The sequence below is a fragment of the Acidiplasma sp. genome (assembly GCF_038728925.1).
Taxonomy (GTDB): Archaea; Thermoplasmatota; Thermoplasmata; order Thermoplasmatales; family Thermoplasmataceae; genus Acidiplasma; species Acidiplasma aeolicum.
The window spans coordinates 38,235-57,556 of record NZ_JAVYSZ010000006.1; the positions used below are offsets into that span (position 1 = coordinate 38,235).

Consider the following 19,322-nt stretch of genomic DNA (forward strand, 5'->3'; position numbering starts at 1 on the left):
ATGGATATTTATTTAAAGATTGCATGAAAAAAAGAACATCAAGAAAAATAATATATATTGCAATATTGATAATTATAATTCTTGTTTCATATGGTATAATACCGCTGGCATTAAACACCTCAGAATCTTCAATGCATAACGGAAAATCATATTATATATATGGAAATATTACGGGATTAATAACGGTGAATAATAAGACATTTATGACAGTTAATGACTACGGAAACACCATAGATGTATTTTATAATGGCACTGCTCCTGCAACTGGTTCATATGTTCTCGTATACGGTGTTTATCAGAGCAATATTCTTGGTGGATATATTCAGGCCAGGGGTGTTTATAAATGGTATTATACAATATAAATTAATTTACAATATTATATTCAAAGCCAAGTTTATTTAACTTTTCCAGAAGTTCATTAATCCTTTTTTTATCCACAATATTTACTGTAAATAAAAGGTTCTGATATCCTATTGGTGTATTTTTTTTAAGATTATCAACCTCAGCATGGTATATATTTGCACCAACGCTGGAAATTGCATTAACTATCTTTATCATTATTCCAGGATGGTCTGGAAGCTTAAATTCAAGCCTGATCAATTTATCCTCCCTTTCAAGTGCGCGGTAAATGATATTTGAGAGTAACAGGAAGTTTATATTTCCGCCGGATAAAACAATGGCCACCTTCTTATTTTTAACATCAATTTTGTTTTCAAGCAATGCGGCAAGCCCCACTGCACCTGAGGGTTCGGTAAGAACCTTTTCCCTTTCAAGCAATTTAAAAAGTGCATATGCTATATCCTCATCATTCACTGTAACAACATTATCAACGTATTTCTTAACCATCTCAAATGTGATATTCCCGGGATACTTTACAGCTATGCCATCAGCAATTGTATCATTGCTTGTGTAGGAAACTATTCTGCCCTCCTTTAGTGATTTTACCATGGAGTCTGCCTTTTCAGACTCAACCCCTATTACCCTTACATTTGGATTCATAGATTTGGCTGCAAACGATATTCCTGAAATAAGGCCGCCCCCACCTATTGGTACTATAATTACATCAGGATTTAAATCATCCATTATCTCCTTGCCTATTGTTGCCTGGCCTGAAATAACCTTCTCATCATTGTAAGCCTCTATGAATGTCATCCCCTTTTCAACTCCAAGGTTAACAGCATAATCATGCGCCTCATCATAGCTTGATCCCTTAAGTATTACATGGCCACCGTATGATTCAACTGCGTTTATTTTGGCCGGTGTTGTAAACTCCGGCATTACTATTGTGGCCCTTACATTATAGGCATTTGCAGCGAATGCAACGCCCTGTGCATGGTTCCCGGCACTGGCTGTTATCACGCCATTTTTCTTTTCCTCCTCTGTTAAGTATGCAAACTTTACAAAGGCTCCCCGGGATTTAAAGGACCCTGTCTTCTGAAAAATCTCCATTTTAAAATATACATCTGCATTAAACATATCACTAAAGGTTTTTGAATGAACCAGTGGTGTTCTATGCAGCCTTCCATCAATAATTTTCTCAGCATTTTTAACATCATCAAAGGTAATCATGGCTAATTATCGTTTTGTTAAATAAATATTCTTTGAAAAAATAACGTTTATAAATTATATATTATTTTTATATACTGATGAAATTTATTTTAAACCAATAATATTTCCATTTCCATCTATGTCTATATTTTCCGCTGCAGGTTTTTTAGGAAGGCCTGGCATTGTCATTATATTTCCAAGCACCGGTATTAAAAATCTTGACCCGGAATTAATTAAAATTTTTCTAATATTTATATCGAAATTTTCTGGGCTGTTTAAAAGTGCAGGGTTATCTGAAATTGAGGACTGTGTTTTGGCCATGCATATGTAAAAGTCATTAAATTGATACTTTTCAATTATTTTCAGGTCTTTTTCTGCCTCATCTGAAAAATTAACACTGGAGGCACCATAAACCTTCCTTGCAATTCTTTCTATTTTTTCCCTGGGCGTTTCATTTAATTCATATGTGTATGATATTTTTTTATTAGAATTTTCTTCTATATTTTTAATTACGGCCCTTGCAAGTTCTATTCCACCATCACCGCCCCTTAAATAGACATCTGAAATGGCATATTCTATATTATTTTCCATTAACAGGTCCTTAACTGTTTTTATCTCCTCATCTGTATCATTTTTGTGCCTGTTGATTGCAACAACAGGAATAAGTCCGAAGCTTTTGACTATATTCACATGCCTGATTAAATTTTGAAATCCTATTTTTATGGCATTAATATTTTCATAATCGATATTATGTGCCCCGCCATGGAATTTCATTGCCCGTAAAGTCGCAACAATAACAACAGAATCTGGTATGATTTTGCTTTCCCTTGTAAATATATTCATAAACTTCTCAAAACCGAGATCTGATCCAAATCCCGCCTCAGTTACTGTATAATCGAAAATTTTCAATCCAATAAGATCACCCAGCAGGCTTGATGTCCCATGCGCTATGTTTCCAAAAGGACCGGTATGTATTATTGCCGGCGTTCCTTCAGCTGTCTGCGCCATATTTGGTTTTAATGCATCCACAAGAAGTGCCGCCATTGCACCCGCAGCCCTAATATCCCTGGCGAATACCGGCCCATTTTTATATGTATAACCAATAAGAATATTTCCAAGCCTTTCCTTTAAATCATTATAATCCTTTGATAGTGCAACTATTGCCATGATCTCTGATGCGGCAGTTATCACAAAGGAATCATTCATCATTGTGCCATTATTCCTATCTCCAATGCCAACAATTATGGATCTTAATGATCTGTCATCCATATCCACAGTCCTTGGAAAAACAACCCTTTTAGGATCAATACCAAGACCATTTCCATGGGAGATATGATTATTTATCATGGCCGAGAGCAAATTATGAGCTGCAGCAATTGCAGGAAAATCTCCTGTAAATATTAAATTTATTCTATCTGAGGGTTCAACAGTTGATTTTCCACCGCCAGTTGCACCACCCTTAACACCAAAGCATGGTCCAAGTGATGGCTCCCTTATTGCTATGCCGGCATTAAAACCCAGTCTTGTCATGGCCTGACCAAGACCTATGGCAGTTGTTGTTTTCCCCTCTCCTGCCGGTGTTGGTGTCATTGCAGTCATTAAAATCAATTTACCCCTTTTCTCACCATATTTTTTTACATCAACTGGCAGCTTTGCTATGTATTTTCCATAAAGTTCATAATCATTTACACCAAGTTTTTCCATAATTTTTGAAATCTCAATCATTATAACTATTATGTTAAATTAATTTATAAAATTAATTGAATATATGAAACTTTAAACATTAAAATATAGAATTATATGGATTAAAATATAATCAAATATGGATCAATTTATTTTAAAAAATCCTAAAAAATTATTTATGAAAGAACCTTATATATAATTCCCTTTTCACTGTATAGCCTGTTTTCTGCCTCATCAAATACAACGCTATGTATGCCGTCGATTACATCATCTGTTACCTCAAGCCCCCTGTGCGCTGGAAGGCAGTGCATGAATATAAAATTTTTATCGGCAAAATCTGTTAATTCTGAATTTACCTGATACGGCCTGAATAATTTTTCCCTCTCGGCCCTTTCCGATTCCTCGCCCATGGATACCCATACATCAGTGTATACAATATCAGCCGAATCTATTGCTGTTCTTGGCTCCCTTACTATCTCAATTCTGGAACCTGTCTTTAAGGCCATCTCCCTTGCAGATCTTATTATTTCTTTATCAGGCTCGTGATTTTCTGGGCATGCTATGGAGATATCCATGCCAAGTATGGATGCACCAAGAAGCAGGGAATTTGCCATGTTATTCCCATCACCTATATATGCCAGTTTCAATCCTGATAACTTTGATTTCTTTTCATATACTGTCATAAAATCAGCAACAATCTGCATGGGGTGCTCCAGATTGTCAAGTGCATTTAAAACAGGCACCCTTGAATATCTGGCAAGTTCAACAACCATATCATGACTGTATGCCCTGTAAGAGATTATATCCAAAAATCTGGACATAACCCTCGCCGTATCCTCTATTGTCTCTCCATCACCAAGATGCATCTCCTTTGGGCTTAGATATATTGCAGTTCCATTAAGCTGCACCATGGCAGATTCAAGGGATATTCTTGTCCTTGTGCTCGGTTTTTCAAAAATCATGCCAAGAATTTTTTTCTCTGAAAATTTGATGCTCCTATCCCTTTTCAATTTTATTGATAACAAAATAATATCCTCAAGATCATCCTTCATGTCCATAACAGATAATATATCCCTTTTCATAACATGTAAGTATAAAAAAGATTTAAAATTTTTTGTTCATTTTATCAGTATAAAGTGTTATTGCCGCCCTGGACCCATCACCAACAGCAGTTGCAATCTGTTCCTCACTGCCAGCAATAACATCACCGGCCGCATATATTCCAGGAACATTTGTCCTGCATTTATCATCTGTTACTATAAATCCATGGGAATCAAGCTTAACTCCTATATTTTTCAGGAACGATGTCTGGGGTATCACACCTATATAAATAAAAACACCATCGAGGTTAACAGTTTTTTCATCACCTGTTACCAGATCCTTATATCTAAGGCCTGTCAGTTTTTTTCCATCCCCCAAAAACTCCTCTGTTTCGGCATTCAGTATAAATGGTATTTTCTTCTCGTCCAGGCTTTTAATATATGCATCCTCACATTTTTTAATCTTTGAATGTGCTATTATTGAAACATTTTTTGCTATGCCATTTAGATAAAGGGCAGAAATTGCTCCAGAATTTCCACCACCAATAACAGCAACATCCTTGCCCTTAAAAAGATATCCATCACAGGTTGAACAGTATGAAATACCCTTACCATAGTATTCCTCCTCACCTGGCACGTTCATTTTTCTGTGCGTTGTTCCTGTGGAAACTATTACTGCCCTTGCAGTGAATGTTTCCCTGTTTGTTTCAATTACAAAGTTGTTTCCCTCCTTTTTGATATCCCTTACCTCTATTTCTGTTATTATCTTACCATATTCTGAATAATGCTTTCTAAACTCCTCTGCAAGATCTGACCCCTCTATGGCCTTAAAACCAAGATAGTTTTCCACAAGTGGTGAAAGTGCGGTGTTACCGCCTGGGACAGCCTCTCTTTCAAGTATGGCCACGCTCATTCCAGACCTTTTTATGTATATTCCTGCGGAGTAACCTGCAGCCCCTGCCCCAATTATGATGACATCATAATCAGTTTCGTAATCCCTTTCATTGCTTCTAACATTAAACTGCATCATAAAAATCGCCTTAATTTATTATTAATAGCTAAATACAATAAAAACTTTGACAAAAAAGAAAAATAAAAATTAATACTGTGGCATTCCGCCGCCCATTCCGCCCTGTGGGTTTGATGGTGCGGATGATTTCTTGCTGGCTATGACATCATCTATTCTGAGTATCATGGTTGCAACCTCAACAGCACTCTCAATTGCATGTGTCTTTACCCTGAATGTGTCATATACGCCAAGCTTTATCATGTCGTCTATTTTTGAGTTGTCCATATCAATTCCAAATGTTTTGTTCCCCTTTTCATGCTCAGCTTTTAATGATATTAATGTGTTTATTGGATCCATTCCTGCATTTTCAGCCAGTGTCCTTGGTATTATCTCAAGGGCCTTTGCAAATGCCTCTATGGCCAGCTGCTCCCTGCCACCTACGCTGTTGGAGTAGTTTCTAAGCTTCATTGCAAGCTCAGCCTCTATTGCCCCTCCACCTGGCAGGTATTTTCCATCCTCCTTGGTGATGGCAACAACCCTTATGGCATCATTCATTGCCCTTTCAATTTCATCCACAACGTGCTCTGTGCCTCCCCTTATAAGTATGCTTACTGCCTTTGGATTGACACAGCCGGTTACAAATGTCATCCTGTCGTCGCCTATTTTTCTCTCCTCCACTGTTTCTGCCTTTCCAAGGACATCCTCTGTGATATCATCAAGATTTGTTACCATTTTTGCTCCAGTTGCCTTTGCAAGTTTCTCCATATCACTCTGCTTTACCCTTCTTGCTGCGTATATGCCATCCTTTGCAAGGTAGTACTGCACTGTATCATCTATACCCTTCTGGCAGAATACAACATTTGCCCCTGATTTCTTTATTTTCTCTGCCATCTCCTTCATTGTGTCAGTCTCCTGGTCAAGGAAGTCCTGAATCTTTGATGGGTCTGTTATCTGAACCTTTGCATCTATTTCTGTTTTCTTTATTTCCAGAGCGGAATTTATTAGCGCTATTTTGGCATTCTTTACAATTCCTGGCATTTTTGAATGAACCTTCTCCTTGTCTATTATTATTCCATTTATAAACTGTGTGTCTGCAGCACTGCCACCGCTTTTTTTATCGACCTTAATATTTGCTGTGTCTACCATTATTTTGCCATCCCTTTCCTCTGCAACACTGTTTATTGCCTTTACAACAAGGTCTGCAAGGAAGTCAGATGAAACCCCAGTATTTTTACCTGAAAGGGCTGTTATTGCGATTTTCTTTAATGTTTCATCATTGTTTGCCTTAAGTGAGAGGTCTTCAAGCTCCTTTTTTGCCTCAACAGCTGCAAGATGGTAACCATCGGCTATTATTGTTGAATGAACCCCCTGGTCCAGAAGGCTTTCGGCCTGCTTTAAAAGTTCTCCGGCGAGAACAACAACTGTTGTTGTGCCATCTCCAACAGCAGTATCCTGTGATTTTGATGCCTCAACTATCATTTTTGCTGTCGGATGATCCACATCCATTTCCTTCAATATTGTTGCACCGTCATTAGAAATTACTATATCACCAATAGAATCCACCAGCATCTTATCCATACCTTTTGGACCAAGTGTGGTTCTTACTGCATCGGCAATTGCCTTTGCGGCCTCTATATTATTCTTCTGTGCATTTTTTCCCTGCTGCCTTTCTGTACCTTCCTTTAATATTAATATTGGTGTCTGACCTGATATCATAATACCATCACATTCGTAAATATGTTCTTCAATATAAACTTTTTTGTTAATCAAACGTTTATAATTCCATTTAATAAAATTATCATATGTTAAAATAAATGTAAATCCATGATAATTAAATGCTAGAATGCATTCAGAAAGGAAATGCTGTAAATTAAGCAAGTACATCTGTTTAATTCTAAGCATTCATTCAGAATTTTAAAATGTTCTCTATAAACGCAATGCTTAAAATAAAGTGAAATTCTTATAAATACATGGAAAGTATATTTAAAAAGGCTTTTATATGCAAAAACATTTATTATATTATTTTATATTTTATTATATGGATAATATAAATAACAAAGAGAATTATTTGATTCTCAATAAATATCTCAATAAGGATGAAAAAATACTTTTAACTTTTCCTGAAAGGAATTTTAATAAAAATAATAGGGCGTCCAAACATACGTTAACTCACGATATACATAATTTTCCTTCCTGAGATTCCTGTAATTTTATCGGCAATTACTATGCAGTTGTATGCAACTATTATTTCACCAATAGCTATGTCATAGTTCCTGTTTCCCACATACCAGATATATTCCATTTTAAGTATTTCCTTAAGAATGGAAAATGTCCTTTCTATCTCTCACCTCAACTTATACCTGGATGATTCCTTTTTCCTTAATTCTATTCCCAGCTTTCTGTTATACGATAATCTATCCTCAACAATGCCCCTTCTTCTATTGGTATCAATTACAGGGATAGCATGTGCATTCTCAAAAATATAATCATATATATCAGAGGAATCATATGCAGCATCCATTAAAATATAATTATAGTTCCTTATAGAGTCAATCATTTCAAATGCTATAGTCTTGTCATATACAGATGCAGTGGTAACCTTCCATTCCTGTATGGATAATGAATCTGTATCAATAGCTGCATGCACCTTCCTTCCATACTCATAGCCCATTGTGCCGTAGCCCCATGAACTTTCATTATCCTTGTATTTCTTATTCTTCCTTCTCCTCTGTGCTGTTGTATCCCTGCAGGTCTTAACAATGGATGAATCTACTGCAGCACTGTCATTATCAGGATCTATCATATCTATTATTGCTGCATTTATATAATGCCAGTCTATCCTTAAAGATCTGTAGGATAATGTCCTGAAGTTTGGTATATCCTTTATATTCAATAATTCCATGAATTCTCTATGGTTATTGAAGAAGTATTTAGATGACCTGTATGATACCCCATATATTTTCAATATTACAATAATTTTTACAATCAGGAATGCAGAATATTTTCTTATCCTATCTTCCGTAACTATTTGAGCCAACCTCTGCATAATTAGTGGGATATGGTTTCCTGCCATATCCCACCAATATTTTTAAAATTAATAAATATGACAATTGTCGAACAAATTATGAAAGTTTGGACACGCTACATGTAAAAATAAGATTTAACAGTGATAATTAAATAATGATTTTTAAAATTGGATATTAATGCATAAATTAGGTTATTGTTGTTAATATTTTTGTAAAATCTTTTACTGTATTTTTTGTTTTATTTTCAATTGGTTTTATTTCTTTAAGGTATTTCTTTATTTTTTCTTCTTTTATAAGATAATATCCATTATCTGTTAATGTAAAATCATTAAGTTTAATTTTTCTATTTTTTGCCATATTTAAAACTATATTATCAATATCTGACCTTAATAATTCTATTAAATCATATGTTAAAGGTAATTTATTATACTGTGGTGTATGTAAAAATGATATATTATAATCATAACCATAATAACATATTTGTGTTAATAATGGTTGTGTACCATATTTTGTGTAAATATAAATCCCCCTGTTAATAATGAAATGATCATTAAATAACAGGGAGAAATACCTCTTTGAACAACAGGAGGTAATAAAATATGGAATATGGCAATATAAACATATCGGATGTAGAGAAATTAATAGAACAGACAGTAAATGAAAAAATAGAAGCACTTATGAAAATAGAACAGGATCAATATTTAGAGGAGAATCCCGGAATAAAGAATGGTTATTATAAGAGGAACCTAAAAACAAGGTATGACGAGATCAAGGATTTATCAGTGCCAAGGAACAGGGATAATAAATTCCATAGTGCTATAATAGACAATAATAAGTCCATAAGCCTTGATGAATTAATAACATCAATGTATTCAAATGGTATATCAACAGGAAGAATATCCATTATATTAAAGGAGATATTCAATAATAAGTATTCACCATCATCAGTATCAAGGATAACAGATCTAGCATTGGAGGAGGTAAATAAATTTGTTAATAGAAGGCTTGATAATAAGTATATTGCAGTAATGTTAGATGGATTATTCTTCTATTTAAGAAGGGAAACTGTAGATAAAGAACCTGTAATATTTGCATTGTGAATAAAGGAATCCGGAGAGTATGAAATATTAGGATTTTATCTTACAATTAAGGAATCACATAATAATTATAAGGATGTATTAGAGGATCTGTACAGAAGGGGATTAAAACAACCATTATTATTTATAGCAGATGGTATAAATAATCTGGATGAGGAAATAATGAATATATATCCTGGTATATCCTGGAAGTGATTTTCAATTATGCACCATACATTATATGAGGGATTGAAATCCAAGGTAAAGGAAAAGGATTTAGAAATAATGGATGATGCAAATAAAATGTTTAGGTGCAATAATAAGGAAGAGGCCATAATAAGATTCAATGAAATGAAAAATAAATGGGAGAATAAGTATCCTAATATAATATATAATACTGAAATAAAGTTAGGTGAATTATTAAGATTCTATGATTATCCCTCTAGAATAAGGAATTCGTTAAAATCAACAAATATTATAGAAAGAATGAATGGGGAAATAAGAAGAAGGATAAAAACAGTATCATCATTCCCTGATGAGGATTCTGCAATGAAGATATTCTATTTAAAATCAATAGAATTCAATTCCAGGCATGCATTCAGGAAGATGAACGGATACTATAAATGCCATGATAGATTAAGGAAATGTTCAATAGGAAGTACCCTTTATAAATACACAGAATATGGTACACGATCTAATAATCTATGTTCAATTAAACCATAATAGAAATTCATAACTGCATTTATTATATTTGTTGCCTTTTGATTATTCATATAATAAAATCCTTTTCTACCATTATAATTATAACCATAATCAGTTATAATAAACAGTGAATAATTCCACCAAAATGTATGATTTATAATACACACAAAAATAATTAATGCATGGATGATACTGCCTTCCAGAAATCATCCTTTCCTGGTATTATATCTGTTAATTTATCGTTTTCCATGATTTTTATGCCATAATCTTTGTTCCTGACCTCACCAATTATGCTTGATTTTATATTGTTATCATTTAAAATTTTTAAAAATTTGTCTGCATAATCATTTTTTACTGTTATTAATAATGTCCCCTCACTTATTGACCTTAATGGGTTTATATTAAATAAATCACACAATTTTTTTACATTTTCATCTATTATTATCTTATTTTTATCTATAAAAATTCCATTGTTTGATGCATATCCTATTTCATATATTGCATTTAATAATCCGCCCTCGGTTGCGTCATGCATTGATGTTATTTTATTTTTTATTCCATAATTAATTGCCAAAATCTCCTCATTAATGCAGGACATATCATAAAACATTTTTTTTAAATTTTTTAATACATTTTCACCAAGATTTTTTATTATATAATCCTCATAAATATAAGCTAGCTGGACAGATGCCTCCAGTGCACATGTTTTTGTCATTATTATCTTATCACCAGCATGCGCATTTTCTGTTGTTATGTAATCATCGCCTATGCCAATTAATGTTACACCACCTATCATTGGATAGTTGCAGTTTTCATATCTTGCTGTATGCCCTGTTATAACATTTAAATTGTATTTTAATGATTCATTATTTATTTCGTCCCATATTATTTTAAATTCATCATCCTTTATGCTTTCTGGAAGATTAAAATCTATGCTCATATAATTTGCTTTTATTCCTGATGTATACAAATCGCTTAATAATATATGCAATGCAAACCATGCTGCATTTTTTAGTCCAAGTGCAGGATTTATATATAATGGATCTGTTGTTACTGCAATATATTTATCTCCGGTTTTTATTATTCCAACATCAACACCCATTTTTGGCTTAACTATTGCATTTTTATCATCATAGCCGGTCCTGTTTATTATGTATTTCTCAAAAAAATTCATATCTATTTTGCCAAGCATTTTAAATCACACTCATATCCTTTGTTTCCCTTCCATATATATAATATATTATGGAGCCCAAAAAGCCTATTAAATATATTATAAGCAAATAATACAAATAAAAATAAATTGTTTTGTTTGCAAGCAGAAATACAGATATTATATAAACTGAATATCCAACCATTCTTACACCTCCTATTCCCATTCCACGGTATGATGTTTCAAAGTTTTCCGGTTCAAGCATTTCCCTTGATGCCCAGCCAAATTCACCAAAAATACCGCTTATTGATATCATTATTATTAAATATAATATATTTGATAATATAAATTTAAGAAATATTAAAACAATTAACCATACAATAAACATTCCCGTGTATCCTATTAATGAAACAATCTTTCTTCTTGATTTACCCATATAAAAACCGCCTATTATACCTGTTATTGTACCACCAATTGTTGATCCGAATATTATTAATGATGAATATTTAGGAAATTCATATGGGCCGAGAACAAGGCTTGAAAATGCAAATCCAACAACTATTGTTATTGCAATAAATGATAATGATATAAAATTAATTATCTTTTTAAAATTTATTTTAATTTTTTCCTTTATATTGTGCTTTTTTAAATAGTCCCAGCGTATGCTTTCACTTAGTTTTAATCTTGTAATGAATGATATTATAAAACCCAAAATTGCTATTGTAAACAATGAAAATTTATCTATGTAAACCGATGATGGTATAAATAAAAATATTGCTGCCATTATTACTATTGATATGTTTGCAACATTTGAGGTCTCTATTAAAACAACACCACGGTACTTCAACGGTAACAATTCACTTAAATATGCAAGTGATATTGTTTCATCGCCGCCAAGGCCGAATTCAGATATAAAAATAAAAAAAATCATAAGATAAGGATTTTTTAGCAATGATATTCCTATTAATCCAAAGGATGTTAAAATAACCGTAAATAAAAATAATTTTTTTCTTCCAGATTTGTCAGAAATATATCCAAGGAAAAAATTGCCTAATAAAAGACCCGCAGGCGATGAAAATATTATATAAACATCAAAATATTTTGGTATAAATGGCCATGTTGTTATTAATGGTGCTATGCTTAAAACAACACCCCAGACAAAAAATGTTGAGATCATTGTTATTAATATTAATGTATCGTTATAACCCCACCTATGGCTATCAATATCCCTTCTTAGCTCTGAATACTTTGCATAATAATCCATTATATCCCTCCGCCGGCATTGCCCGGATCAGGTTCCATGGGTCGATCCCTATCCTCTCAGCCAATTTAATGGCTCCCCAATAACTATACTATTATTTAATATAAAAATATTTTGTTCAGACTATTAATTTCAGATAATAACCTGCTATGGTAACTATTATTCCAACAAAAACCATTATTGTTATCCAGAATGGTGCCCTTCCTGCTGTTGTTTTGCTTATAAATAGGCCAAGAATTGCAAGCGATATATATGATAATGCCAATGGTATTATTACATTATTTTCTATTATTAATGGCGATGACAATGGTATTAATGCACCAAGAAAACCAAAAACTGCTGCAATCAATGCACCTATAAGTGATTCCATGAATATTCCAGATCCTAAATGCCCCTTTAAAAGATAATCTGTTGATTTTAAATTTAGCTGCACTGCTGTTCTATGTAATTCCTCATTCAAACCGCATACTGTGCAATAAAATAGCTAAATGTTCCTGCAAAGGATGAACCAAAGGATATCTTAAATGCCTCATATAAATTTATATGCGTGCTTCCTATTATGCCACCTGATGCGAGTATTAATGCTGTTATAATACCGTCGGATAATCCTATGCTTATTGGAAACAAATATTTTTTAATCATTTTATTAAATGCTTGCCGGTGACAACCTCATCTATTGAATGTATTGCACAGCCCATGTCCTCAATTATTTTTATTAGATAATTATAATAGGGTGTCTCGCTTTTCCAGAATAGTCAGACAAACATCTAACATTATTAACAGAATTAGAATACTGGGATATGCCGCGGAAGCATATCCCATTGATAATGGAAATCATAGATAATATTATTCCGCTTGATGACAGGAAGAGGAAGTATACGGATATAGACAGATCCTTAAGATCCTCATCCTGCTGCAGATATTCGGAATATCGTACAGATCCTCCAGCATGTTTCTCCTTAATCATGAAGAATACCTTGCCATGATGGGGATTCGTGAGATACCATCGTTTCAGACCTTATCAGTGAGATCTCGTAAGTTCGATCTGCATGCGATAAACCAGGAGATCGCATTCCTCTATTCCATGGAGGAATGCGCAGCCATGGATTCCTTCATGATACATACATGCAAATATTCAACTGCAATGAGGAGAAGGGTATGGGGTAATTACAGGGATCCGTACAGTGGATGGTCAAAGACAACCAAGGGATGGTCCTATGGAAGAAAATGCCATATGGCACTTGACGTTGATACGCTCATCATCATGGAATGGATCGTCACCAAGGGAAACATACATGATTCAAAACTTTCACATAGGATGGTCGATTCTGTTAGAAACTTTTCGTATATACTTGCAGATTCTGCATACGATACATCTGAGATATACGATTACATATTCGAGAGCACCCATTCCACTCCAGTGATCGATACCAATAGTAGGAGAGGCATCGTACAGGGGAGATTATCTGTAAACCGAAGAATAGGCATAGATCTCAGGAAAAAATACTCGCCGCTTCATTCCCTCCATTGGGAGATAGAGCGTACATTCTCCATCCTTGAGGGTATAATGTATATGGAGAATATATGGTATGTCAAGAATAGGGATTATGACACTGCGGTTGGATTGAAGGTAATCGCATACAACCTCATGATCATATCGAACATAAAGACAGGGAATAGACCAAGGGAGATGATGAAAATCGTCGTTTGCTAAAACATGAGACGCCCTAAAAAATAAATTTAAATCACATGAAAAGGCTGCAGTTACAGATAAAAGGTTTATTTATTTATATAATATAGATGATTATTTGGATTCATCCATGAAATATTTACCTTTAAATGAAATAAAAGGCTTTTCACAGGAGAATGTAAGAAAAAGCTACATAAATATTTCATTATTTTTTATTTTTCTGGGCATATTATTTCTTTTGTTTCTTCGCAATGGAATGATAAGTTTGCTGCTTTTTATAACAGCCACATTATTTATAATTTTTAGTAAAAAATATGTTAATATAATAATATTAACAGGAAATAACATAACATACCCATATAAATTAAAATTTAACAATGCAAATCCTGATGAAATAGGCAATTTTATTTTTAATGCATCGGTTATTATCGATAATTTAAAAAGCAAATAAGTTTTATTTATAGTATTTTTCCATTAAATAGTCCTCATTATCCTCATCTGTTATTTCAAAGCCATGTTTTTTATAAAATGATATGGCCATGGAATTTAATTTATTCACGTATAATATTAATTTTTCAATTTTTTCATTCCTAATAATTTCCTCAGCTGTTTTAAGCAATTTTGTGCCGTAGCATTTTTTAATATAATCAGGCATTAAATAAAACCTTAGTATAATTTTATTTATTTTATCTATTTCAATAAATCCTGTTAATAAATTATTATCAAAAAGACCGTAAAATAGTATTTTATTATTAATTGATTTTTCTATATCATTTTTTATATTATCTAATGCATAATATTTATTAATCCAGTAATCAATGTATTCATCGGTGTATATATTTTTATATGCATATTTCCACGACATTTCGGCAACGTTCCTTACAGCGCATTCATCTCCAATTTTTAATGGCGAAATATTCATTATATTATAATTATTAAATAATATATAATTTTATTATTATTTAACTATAATAAGTATGAATTCCTTATTTTAATGCATGTGCCATTGTTAGAAGTATTTTATAAATACATCAAAAAAATTATTTAATTTGTTTATATAATTACATTAAAAATTATTTAGGTCTGTATCCCTGATAAATTTTTCATATGTCATTGGTTCATTGACATATCTGTATAAAGATGTATTTTCTTTATAATAATCGAGTCCAAGCATGTAAAACTGCTCTCTTGTTAATAATCCCCTTTTTTCAAGGCTTCCAAGCACAGGTTTAAAAATTATGGGGGATACCTCTCTCACAGGCTTTAATCCCAATTTAAGCCTTACAGTATTAAACATATCAGCAAATGTTACCCTTTCCCTTGTACATACATTAATAATCCCTGATTTATCCAGTGAATTCTTAAGCACGGTAATCATATCATTTATATAAACCGGTGCCATATTTCCACTCCTCGGCAGGAATGGTACCTTCTGTTTTGCCGCTTCTATAAGCATCTTTGTAAATTTATCTCCATTTCCGTACATTGTTGATGGTCTTATTATAAGAGAGTTTTTTAATGTGGCGGCATTATCCTCTGCCAGTCTTTTATATCTAAAATAATCTGTATTTCCCTTATCAGCGTTTATTGCTGAAATGTATACTATTTTCTGGTTTTTACGGTATTTATTTACAGCCTTTACAATATTCTTCATGCCATTTAATGACAATTCTTCATGTTTTTCTTCCTTTTCTATAAGCACATCAACTGCATGAACTATTACATCATAATTTTCAATCGCCTTTTCAACATCGTCATAATTTCTAATATCGCCTTTTATATAGGTTATGCCCAGCTTATCCAGTTTTTCAGACGGATTTCTAGAAAAATAGGCCTTTTCATCTGCATCAAGCTGCTGGATGATATTGCTTCCGACAAAACCAGATCCACCAATTACAAGTAATTTCATACACCTTTATCTTGCAGAAATATAAAAATATTTTATAAAATAGGAAAATTATTCCAATATTTATAATATTCCTTTGAAAATTTTGGGAAATCAATTTTTTAAAGTGTATAAATAAAAATTTTAAATATTATACAAACTGCATGCATTAATTATATATATCTTTTGTTTATATATCTTTTTATGCAGGATTTCTCAAATAATGACCGTGATGTTTTTTTGATAAAAACAGAAAAAATGATAGACCGCGGGGCTTTAATGTCAAGGTACAGTAGAACAGTTAATTTGGATATAAGATCAGTTTATGAAAAAGAATTTAAAAATAATCCAGAAAAGGCAATAGATTTTTATAAGAAAATCTTCCTCGATTATGGGGATGAATCAATATCTGAGCTTATAACTGCACAGATGGGCATACAGAATGTTTCAAATATTTTATCAAAAATTATAGAAGAATCAAGAATAGGCCTGTCATATCTTGAAAAATCATCAAGATATGTTAAATATAATAAAAAGGTTAATGGCCATTACCTTTTTCTGGATGCCGATGGTGCAGGCATAAAAAAGTATGAAAATGAATACAATGAATTATGCAATGAACTTTTTGATTTTTACTCTAAATCATACGATGATATGATTAAAATATACTCGGAAATGTATCCAATAGAGAAATTTAATTTTGAAATTGGCGGAAAAGTTTATAATTATTCAGAGATAAAAAATATTGATGATGATTCAGTAACAAAGGCGTATAAGTCATCATTAAGATCATCTGTACTGGATGAGATTAGACTAGTTCTGCCGGCATCAACACTTACGAATATTGGTGTATCTGGTAATGGTAGGGCATTTATAGCATTAATAGAGCGTCTTGGTGAGTATAAAACCAAGGAGAGCCTAAAATATGCGGATTTAATTTATAATGAATTAAAAAATGAAATGCCGGAGATCATAGATGACGCCACATCAAAACATGGCATTGAACAGATAGAGTATAATATGTCCCGTGATCTTATAGGTTACAGGGAACAGCAGAACTTTGGATCAATAAATACCGTTTCACTCCTTGATTATGAGGATGAGGAAAATGCAATAAATAAGGCCTTAAAACTTATGGTTTACCGCTATTATGGAGATTACAATAGCATTGATTTAACAAAGGAGGAAAAGGAAAGGCTATTAAATAATCTCATTTCAATAAGAAAAAACAGGAGGCATAAAATTGGGCGTCCATTTGAGGCAATAAATTATCTATTTCAGGTTAATACAAATTATGGTGCATTCAGGGAGCTGCAGAGGCACAGGTTTATGTCAATTGTCAGAAAACCACTAAGCGTTTATTATGGATATGATATACCGGAAACAATAAATAAAACAGAAGACCTAAAAAATGATTATGTAACATTAATGGAAAAAGCTAGAAATTTATATCTTGATATAAAAGAAAAAAATGGCCCCGATCTGGCCCAGTACATTGTTCCGTATGCATATAGATACCCTGTGGCATTTAATATCAATCTTAATGAACTCACATATTTCATTGAATTAAGGTCAAATGCACAGGTGCACCCTGATCTTAGAACAGTTGCACTGAAAATGTATAATGAGGTTAAAAGGGTACATCCACAGCTTTCAAGGTTAATAAAATTCGTCGATGAGTCGGATTATAAGCTTGGTCGGCTGCCGGCAGAGTTCAAAAAAGAAACAAAGAAAAAAGAAATTCAATAAATATATTTAATTTGCCTCCTCATTATTGTAATTAACCGGTTCTTTATTATATGATTCAATATCCTCTGCGGTGAGTGGTCTTGCCACATCCTCAAGAGATTTTTTCTCTGCCTTTACACCAAGGAAAATCTCCACAATTCCTGATATAACCATTAGAGATGCCCCAAGCAAATATCCCATAGATAGGCTGAATGGAGATTTTGAGGCAATTAATATACCAAACAGCGAGGGTGCAAGCACACCACCTATACCCGTACCTATTGAATAAAACACGGCTATGGCCATTGCCCTCATTTCAACAGGAAAAACCTCACTTACTGTTAAATATGCTGATGATGCCCCTGCAGAGGCAAAAAAGAAGATAATTGACCAGAGCAGTGTTTGTGTTACTGCATTTAAAACTCCTATGTAAAATAAATACGCTGTTAGCATTAATAGGGCCCCTGAGAAAATGTATGTGAATGATATCATCAGCTTTCTACCCCTTGTATCAAAAAGTTTTCCAAGCACCAGAGGGCCAACAAAGTTTCCAACTGCAAATGGTATTATGAAATAGCCTATCTCATCAGACGGTATACCATAGAACACCTTAAGCACAAGAGCATACGTAAAAAATATTGCATTGTAAAGGAATGCCTGACCGGCCATTAATGATAAACCAAGTACAGTCCTTTTGGGATATTTTTTAAATAACGTATCCACAATTTCCTTGGCCCTTATTCTCCTCTGTGGTTTTATGGTTATATATCTTGAAACTTGTTCAAGGTCCTTTCCTGTGCTTTTTGATACTGTATCCTCAATATTTGTGGTAATTTCTCTGGCCTCATCAAGTTTACCATGCATTAACAGCCATCTTGGCGATTCAGGAACATAGCGCCTTATTAATAGAACGGCTATTGCCAGTATGGCACCTATTGCGAATGATAATCTCCATCCCAAATTTATAGGAAATATGCTTGTATTTAGTAAATAAAGAGAGCCTATGGAACCCACTATGGTGCCAACCCACCAGCTCCCATTGATTGCAAGGTCTATTCTCCCACGATATTTTGATGGCATTAGTTCATCTATTGCCGAATTTATTGCAGCATATTCCCCACCAATACCAAGGCCTGTAATAAATCTAAACAGGAAAAACGATGGAAAATTAAATGAAAATGCAGTAAAAACAGTGCCAAGGATGTAAACGCTTAATGTTACCATAAATAATTTTTTCCGTCCATGTATGTCTGTTAACTCGGCAAAAAATACAGAGCCTATAACAGCACCAATTAAATAGGCAGTGGCAACGAATCCCACCTCTGCAGAGGTAAAATCAAGAGTTTTTGGGCTTATCAGTACCGAACCTATAACGCCCACCATTGTGACCTCAAGGCCATCCAGAATCCATGTAAAACCCAAGGCTATAACCACAAGAACATGCCATCTGCTAAAAGGTAATCTATCTAATCTGAAAGGTATTCTGCTTTTTAGTTCATTCTTTTGTATATCCTGCTGCATAAT

At 33.2% G+C, this 19,322-nt stretch carries 20 protein-coding genes, 1 pseudogene and 1 riboswitch; of the genes and pseudogenes, 5 read left to right on the top strand and 16 right to left on the bottom strand.

All coding sequences use genetic code 11. From position 1 onward, the window contains the following. Positions 1-23 precede the first annotated feature (23 nt). A complete protein-coding gene (locus QXW15_RS03675; protein ID WP_342789980.1) occupies positions 24-362 on the top strand; it encodes a hypothetical protein in 339 nt (112 codons plus the stop codon). Between the two features lies 1 nt (position 363). On the opposite strand, the gene ilvA is transcribed toward QXW15_RS03675, so the two are convergent. From ilvA to QXW15_RS03715, 8 genes are all read right to left on the bottom strand, one after another. Then, positions 364-1,569, bottom strand: a complete 1,206-nt coding sequence (gene ilvA, locus QXW15_RS03680; protein WP_054963875.1) for a threonine ammonia-lyase — start codon at positions 1,567-1,569, stop codon at positions 364-366. Positions 1,570-1,653: 84 nt separating this feature from the next. Next, positions 1,654-3,273, bottom strand: a complete 1,620-nt coding sequence (locus tag QXW15_RS03685; RefSeq protein ID WP_342789983.1) for a formate--tetrahydrofolate ligase — start codon at positions 3,271-3,273, stop codon at positions 1,654-1,656. Positions 3,274-3,407: 134 nt separating this feature from the next. Next, entirely contained in the window at positions 3,408-4,313 is a 906-nt protein-coding gene (gene argF / locus QXW15_RS03690) for an ornithine carbamoyltransferase (RefSeq protein ID WP_048100860.1), read from the bottom strand. A 22-nt stretch (positions 4,314-4,335) separates the two neighbouring features. Beyond that, positions 4,336-5,301, bottom strand: coding sequence for an FAD-dependent oxidoreductase (locus tag QXW15_RS03695; RefSeq protein ID WP_342789984.1), 966 nt, complete (start codon positions 5,299-5,301; stop codon positions 4,336-4,338). Between the two features lie 69 nt (positions 5,302-5,370). Further along, on the bottom strand, positions 5,371-6,996 hold the full coding sequence (gene thsB, locus QXW15_RS03700; RefSeq protein ID WP_048100862.1) for a thermosome subunit beta: 1,626 nt from the start codon (positions 6,994-6,996) through the stop codon (positions 5,371-5,373). Positions 6,997-7,444: 448 nt separating this feature from the next. After that, entirely contained in the window at positions 7,445-7,582 is a 138-nt protein-coding gene (locus tag QXW15_RS03705; protein WP_287961370.1) for a hypothetical protein, read from the bottom strand. Positions 7,583-7,624: 42 nt separating this feature from the next. After that, complete coding sequence (locus QXW15_RS03710; protein ID WP_342789985.1) at positions 7,625-8,353, bottom strand: transposase; 729 nt, start codon at positions 8,351-8,353, stop codon at positions 7,625-7,627. 139 nt (positions 8,354-8,492) lie between these two features. Continuing rightward, positions 8,493-8,981, bottom strand: a complete 489-nt coding sequence (locus QXW15_RS03715; RefSeq protein WP_342789986.1) for a CRISPR-associated endonuclease Cas1 — start codon at positions 8,979-8,981, stop codon at positions 8,493-8,495. Between the two features lie 2 nt (positions 8,982-8,983). Here QXW15_RS03715 and QXW15_RS03720 point away from each other — a divergent pair. Further along, positions 8,984-10,105 (top strand): annotated as a pseudogene (locus QXW15_RS03720) (IS256 family transposase). 154 nt (positions 10,106-10,259) lie between these two features. Here QXW15_RS03720 and QXW15_RS03725 read toward each other — a convergent pair. The 5 genes from QXW15_RS03725 to QXW15_RS03745 all read right to left on the bottom strand — a co-directional run bounded on the left by QXW15_RS03725 (position 10,260) and on the right by QXW15_RS03745 (position 13,211). Next, a complete protein-coding gene (locus QXW15_RS03725) occupies positions 10,260-11,276 on the bottom strand; it encodes an AIR synthase family protein (RefSeq protein ID WP_287950659.1) in 1,017 nt (338 codons plus the stop codon). A gap of 1 nt (position 11,277) precedes the next feature. Further along, positions 11,278-12,498, bottom strand: coding sequence for an MFS transporter (locus QXW15_RS03730; protein WP_287950658.1), 1,221 nt, complete (start codon positions 12,496-12,498; stop codon positions 11,278-11,280). After that, positions 12,485-12,587, bottom strand: a riboswitch (TPP riboswitch). It overlaps the preceding gene by 14 nt. A 26-nt stretch (positions 12,588-12,613) precedes the next feature. Beyond that, complete coding sequence (locus tag QXW15_RS03735; protein ID WP_287950657.1) at positions 12,614-12,955, bottom strand: hypothetical protein; 342 nt, start codon at positions 12,953-12,955, stop codon at positions 12,614-12,616. Then, entirely contained in the window at positions 12,952-13,137 is a 186-nt protein-coding gene (locus tag QXW15_RS03740; protein WP_287950656.1) for a hypothetical protein, read from the bottom strand. The genes QXW15_RS03735 and QXW15_RS03740 overlap by 4 nt, the downstream gene beginning before the upstream one ends. Then, positions 13,134-13,211: a DUF211 domain-containing protein gene (locus QXW15_RS03745; RefSeq protein ID WP_287961336.1), complete on the bottom strand. Its 78-nt coding sequence runs from the start codon at positions 13,209-13,211 to the stop codon at positions 13,134-13,136. The genes QXW15_RS03740 and QXW15_RS03745 overlap by 4 nt, the downstream gene beginning before the upstream one ends. A 233-nt stretch (positions 13,212-13,444) precedes the next feature. On the opposite strand from QXW15_RS03745, the gene QXW15_RS03750 reads away from it, so the two are divergent. Next, positions 13,445-14,209 (top strand): transposase, encoded by a 765-nt coding sequence (locus QXW15_RS03750; protein WP_287961335.1) that lies wholly within the window; start codon positions 13,445-13,447, stop codon positions 14,207-14,209. A 94-nt stretch (positions 14,210-14,303) separates the two neighbouring features. Further along, positions 14,304-14,636, top strand: a complete 333-nt coding sequence (locus QXW15_RS03755) for a hypothetical protein (protein WP_287950650.1) — start codon at positions 14,304-14,306, stop codon at positions 14,634-14,636. Between the two features lie 3 nt (positions 14,637-14,639). On the opposite strand, the gene QXW15_RS03760 is transcribed toward QXW15_RS03755, so the two are convergent. Together QXW15_RS03760 and QXW15_RS03765 are read right to left on the bottom strand one after the other, a co-directional pair. Next, positions 14,640-15,107, bottom strand: a complete 468-nt coding sequence (locus tag QXW15_RS03760) for a GNAT family N-acetyltransferase (protein WP_048100864.1) — start codon at positions 15,105-15,107, stop codon at positions 14,640-14,642. Between the two features lie 144 nt (positions 15,108-15,251). Next, positions 15,252-16,094, bottom strand: a complete 843-nt coding sequence (locus QXW15_RS03765; RefSeq protein ID WP_048100866.1) for an NAD(P)H-binding protein — start codon at positions 16,092-16,094, stop codon at positions 15,252-15,254. A 180-nt stretch (positions 16,095-16,274) separates the two neighbouring features. On the opposite strand from QXW15_RS03765, the gene QXW15_RS03770 reads away from it, so the two are divergent. Continuing rightward, positions 16,275-17,819: an FAD-dependent thymidylate synthase gene (locus tag QXW15_RS03770; protein ID WP_055032344.1), complete on the top strand. Its 1,545-nt coding sequence runs from the start codon at positions 16,275-16,277 to the stop codon at positions 17,817-17,819. Positions 17,820-17,825: 6 nt separating this feature from the next. Here the strand turns inward: QXW15_RS03770 and QXW15_RS03775 are convergent, their stop codons facing one another. Beyond that, positions 17,826-19,319 (bottom strand): MFS transporter, encoded by a 1,494-nt coding sequence (locus QXW15_RS03775; protein WP_048100868.1) that lies wholly within the window; start codon positions 19,317-19,319, stop codon positions 17,826-17,828. Positions 19,320-19,322: the final 3 nt, after the last annotated feature.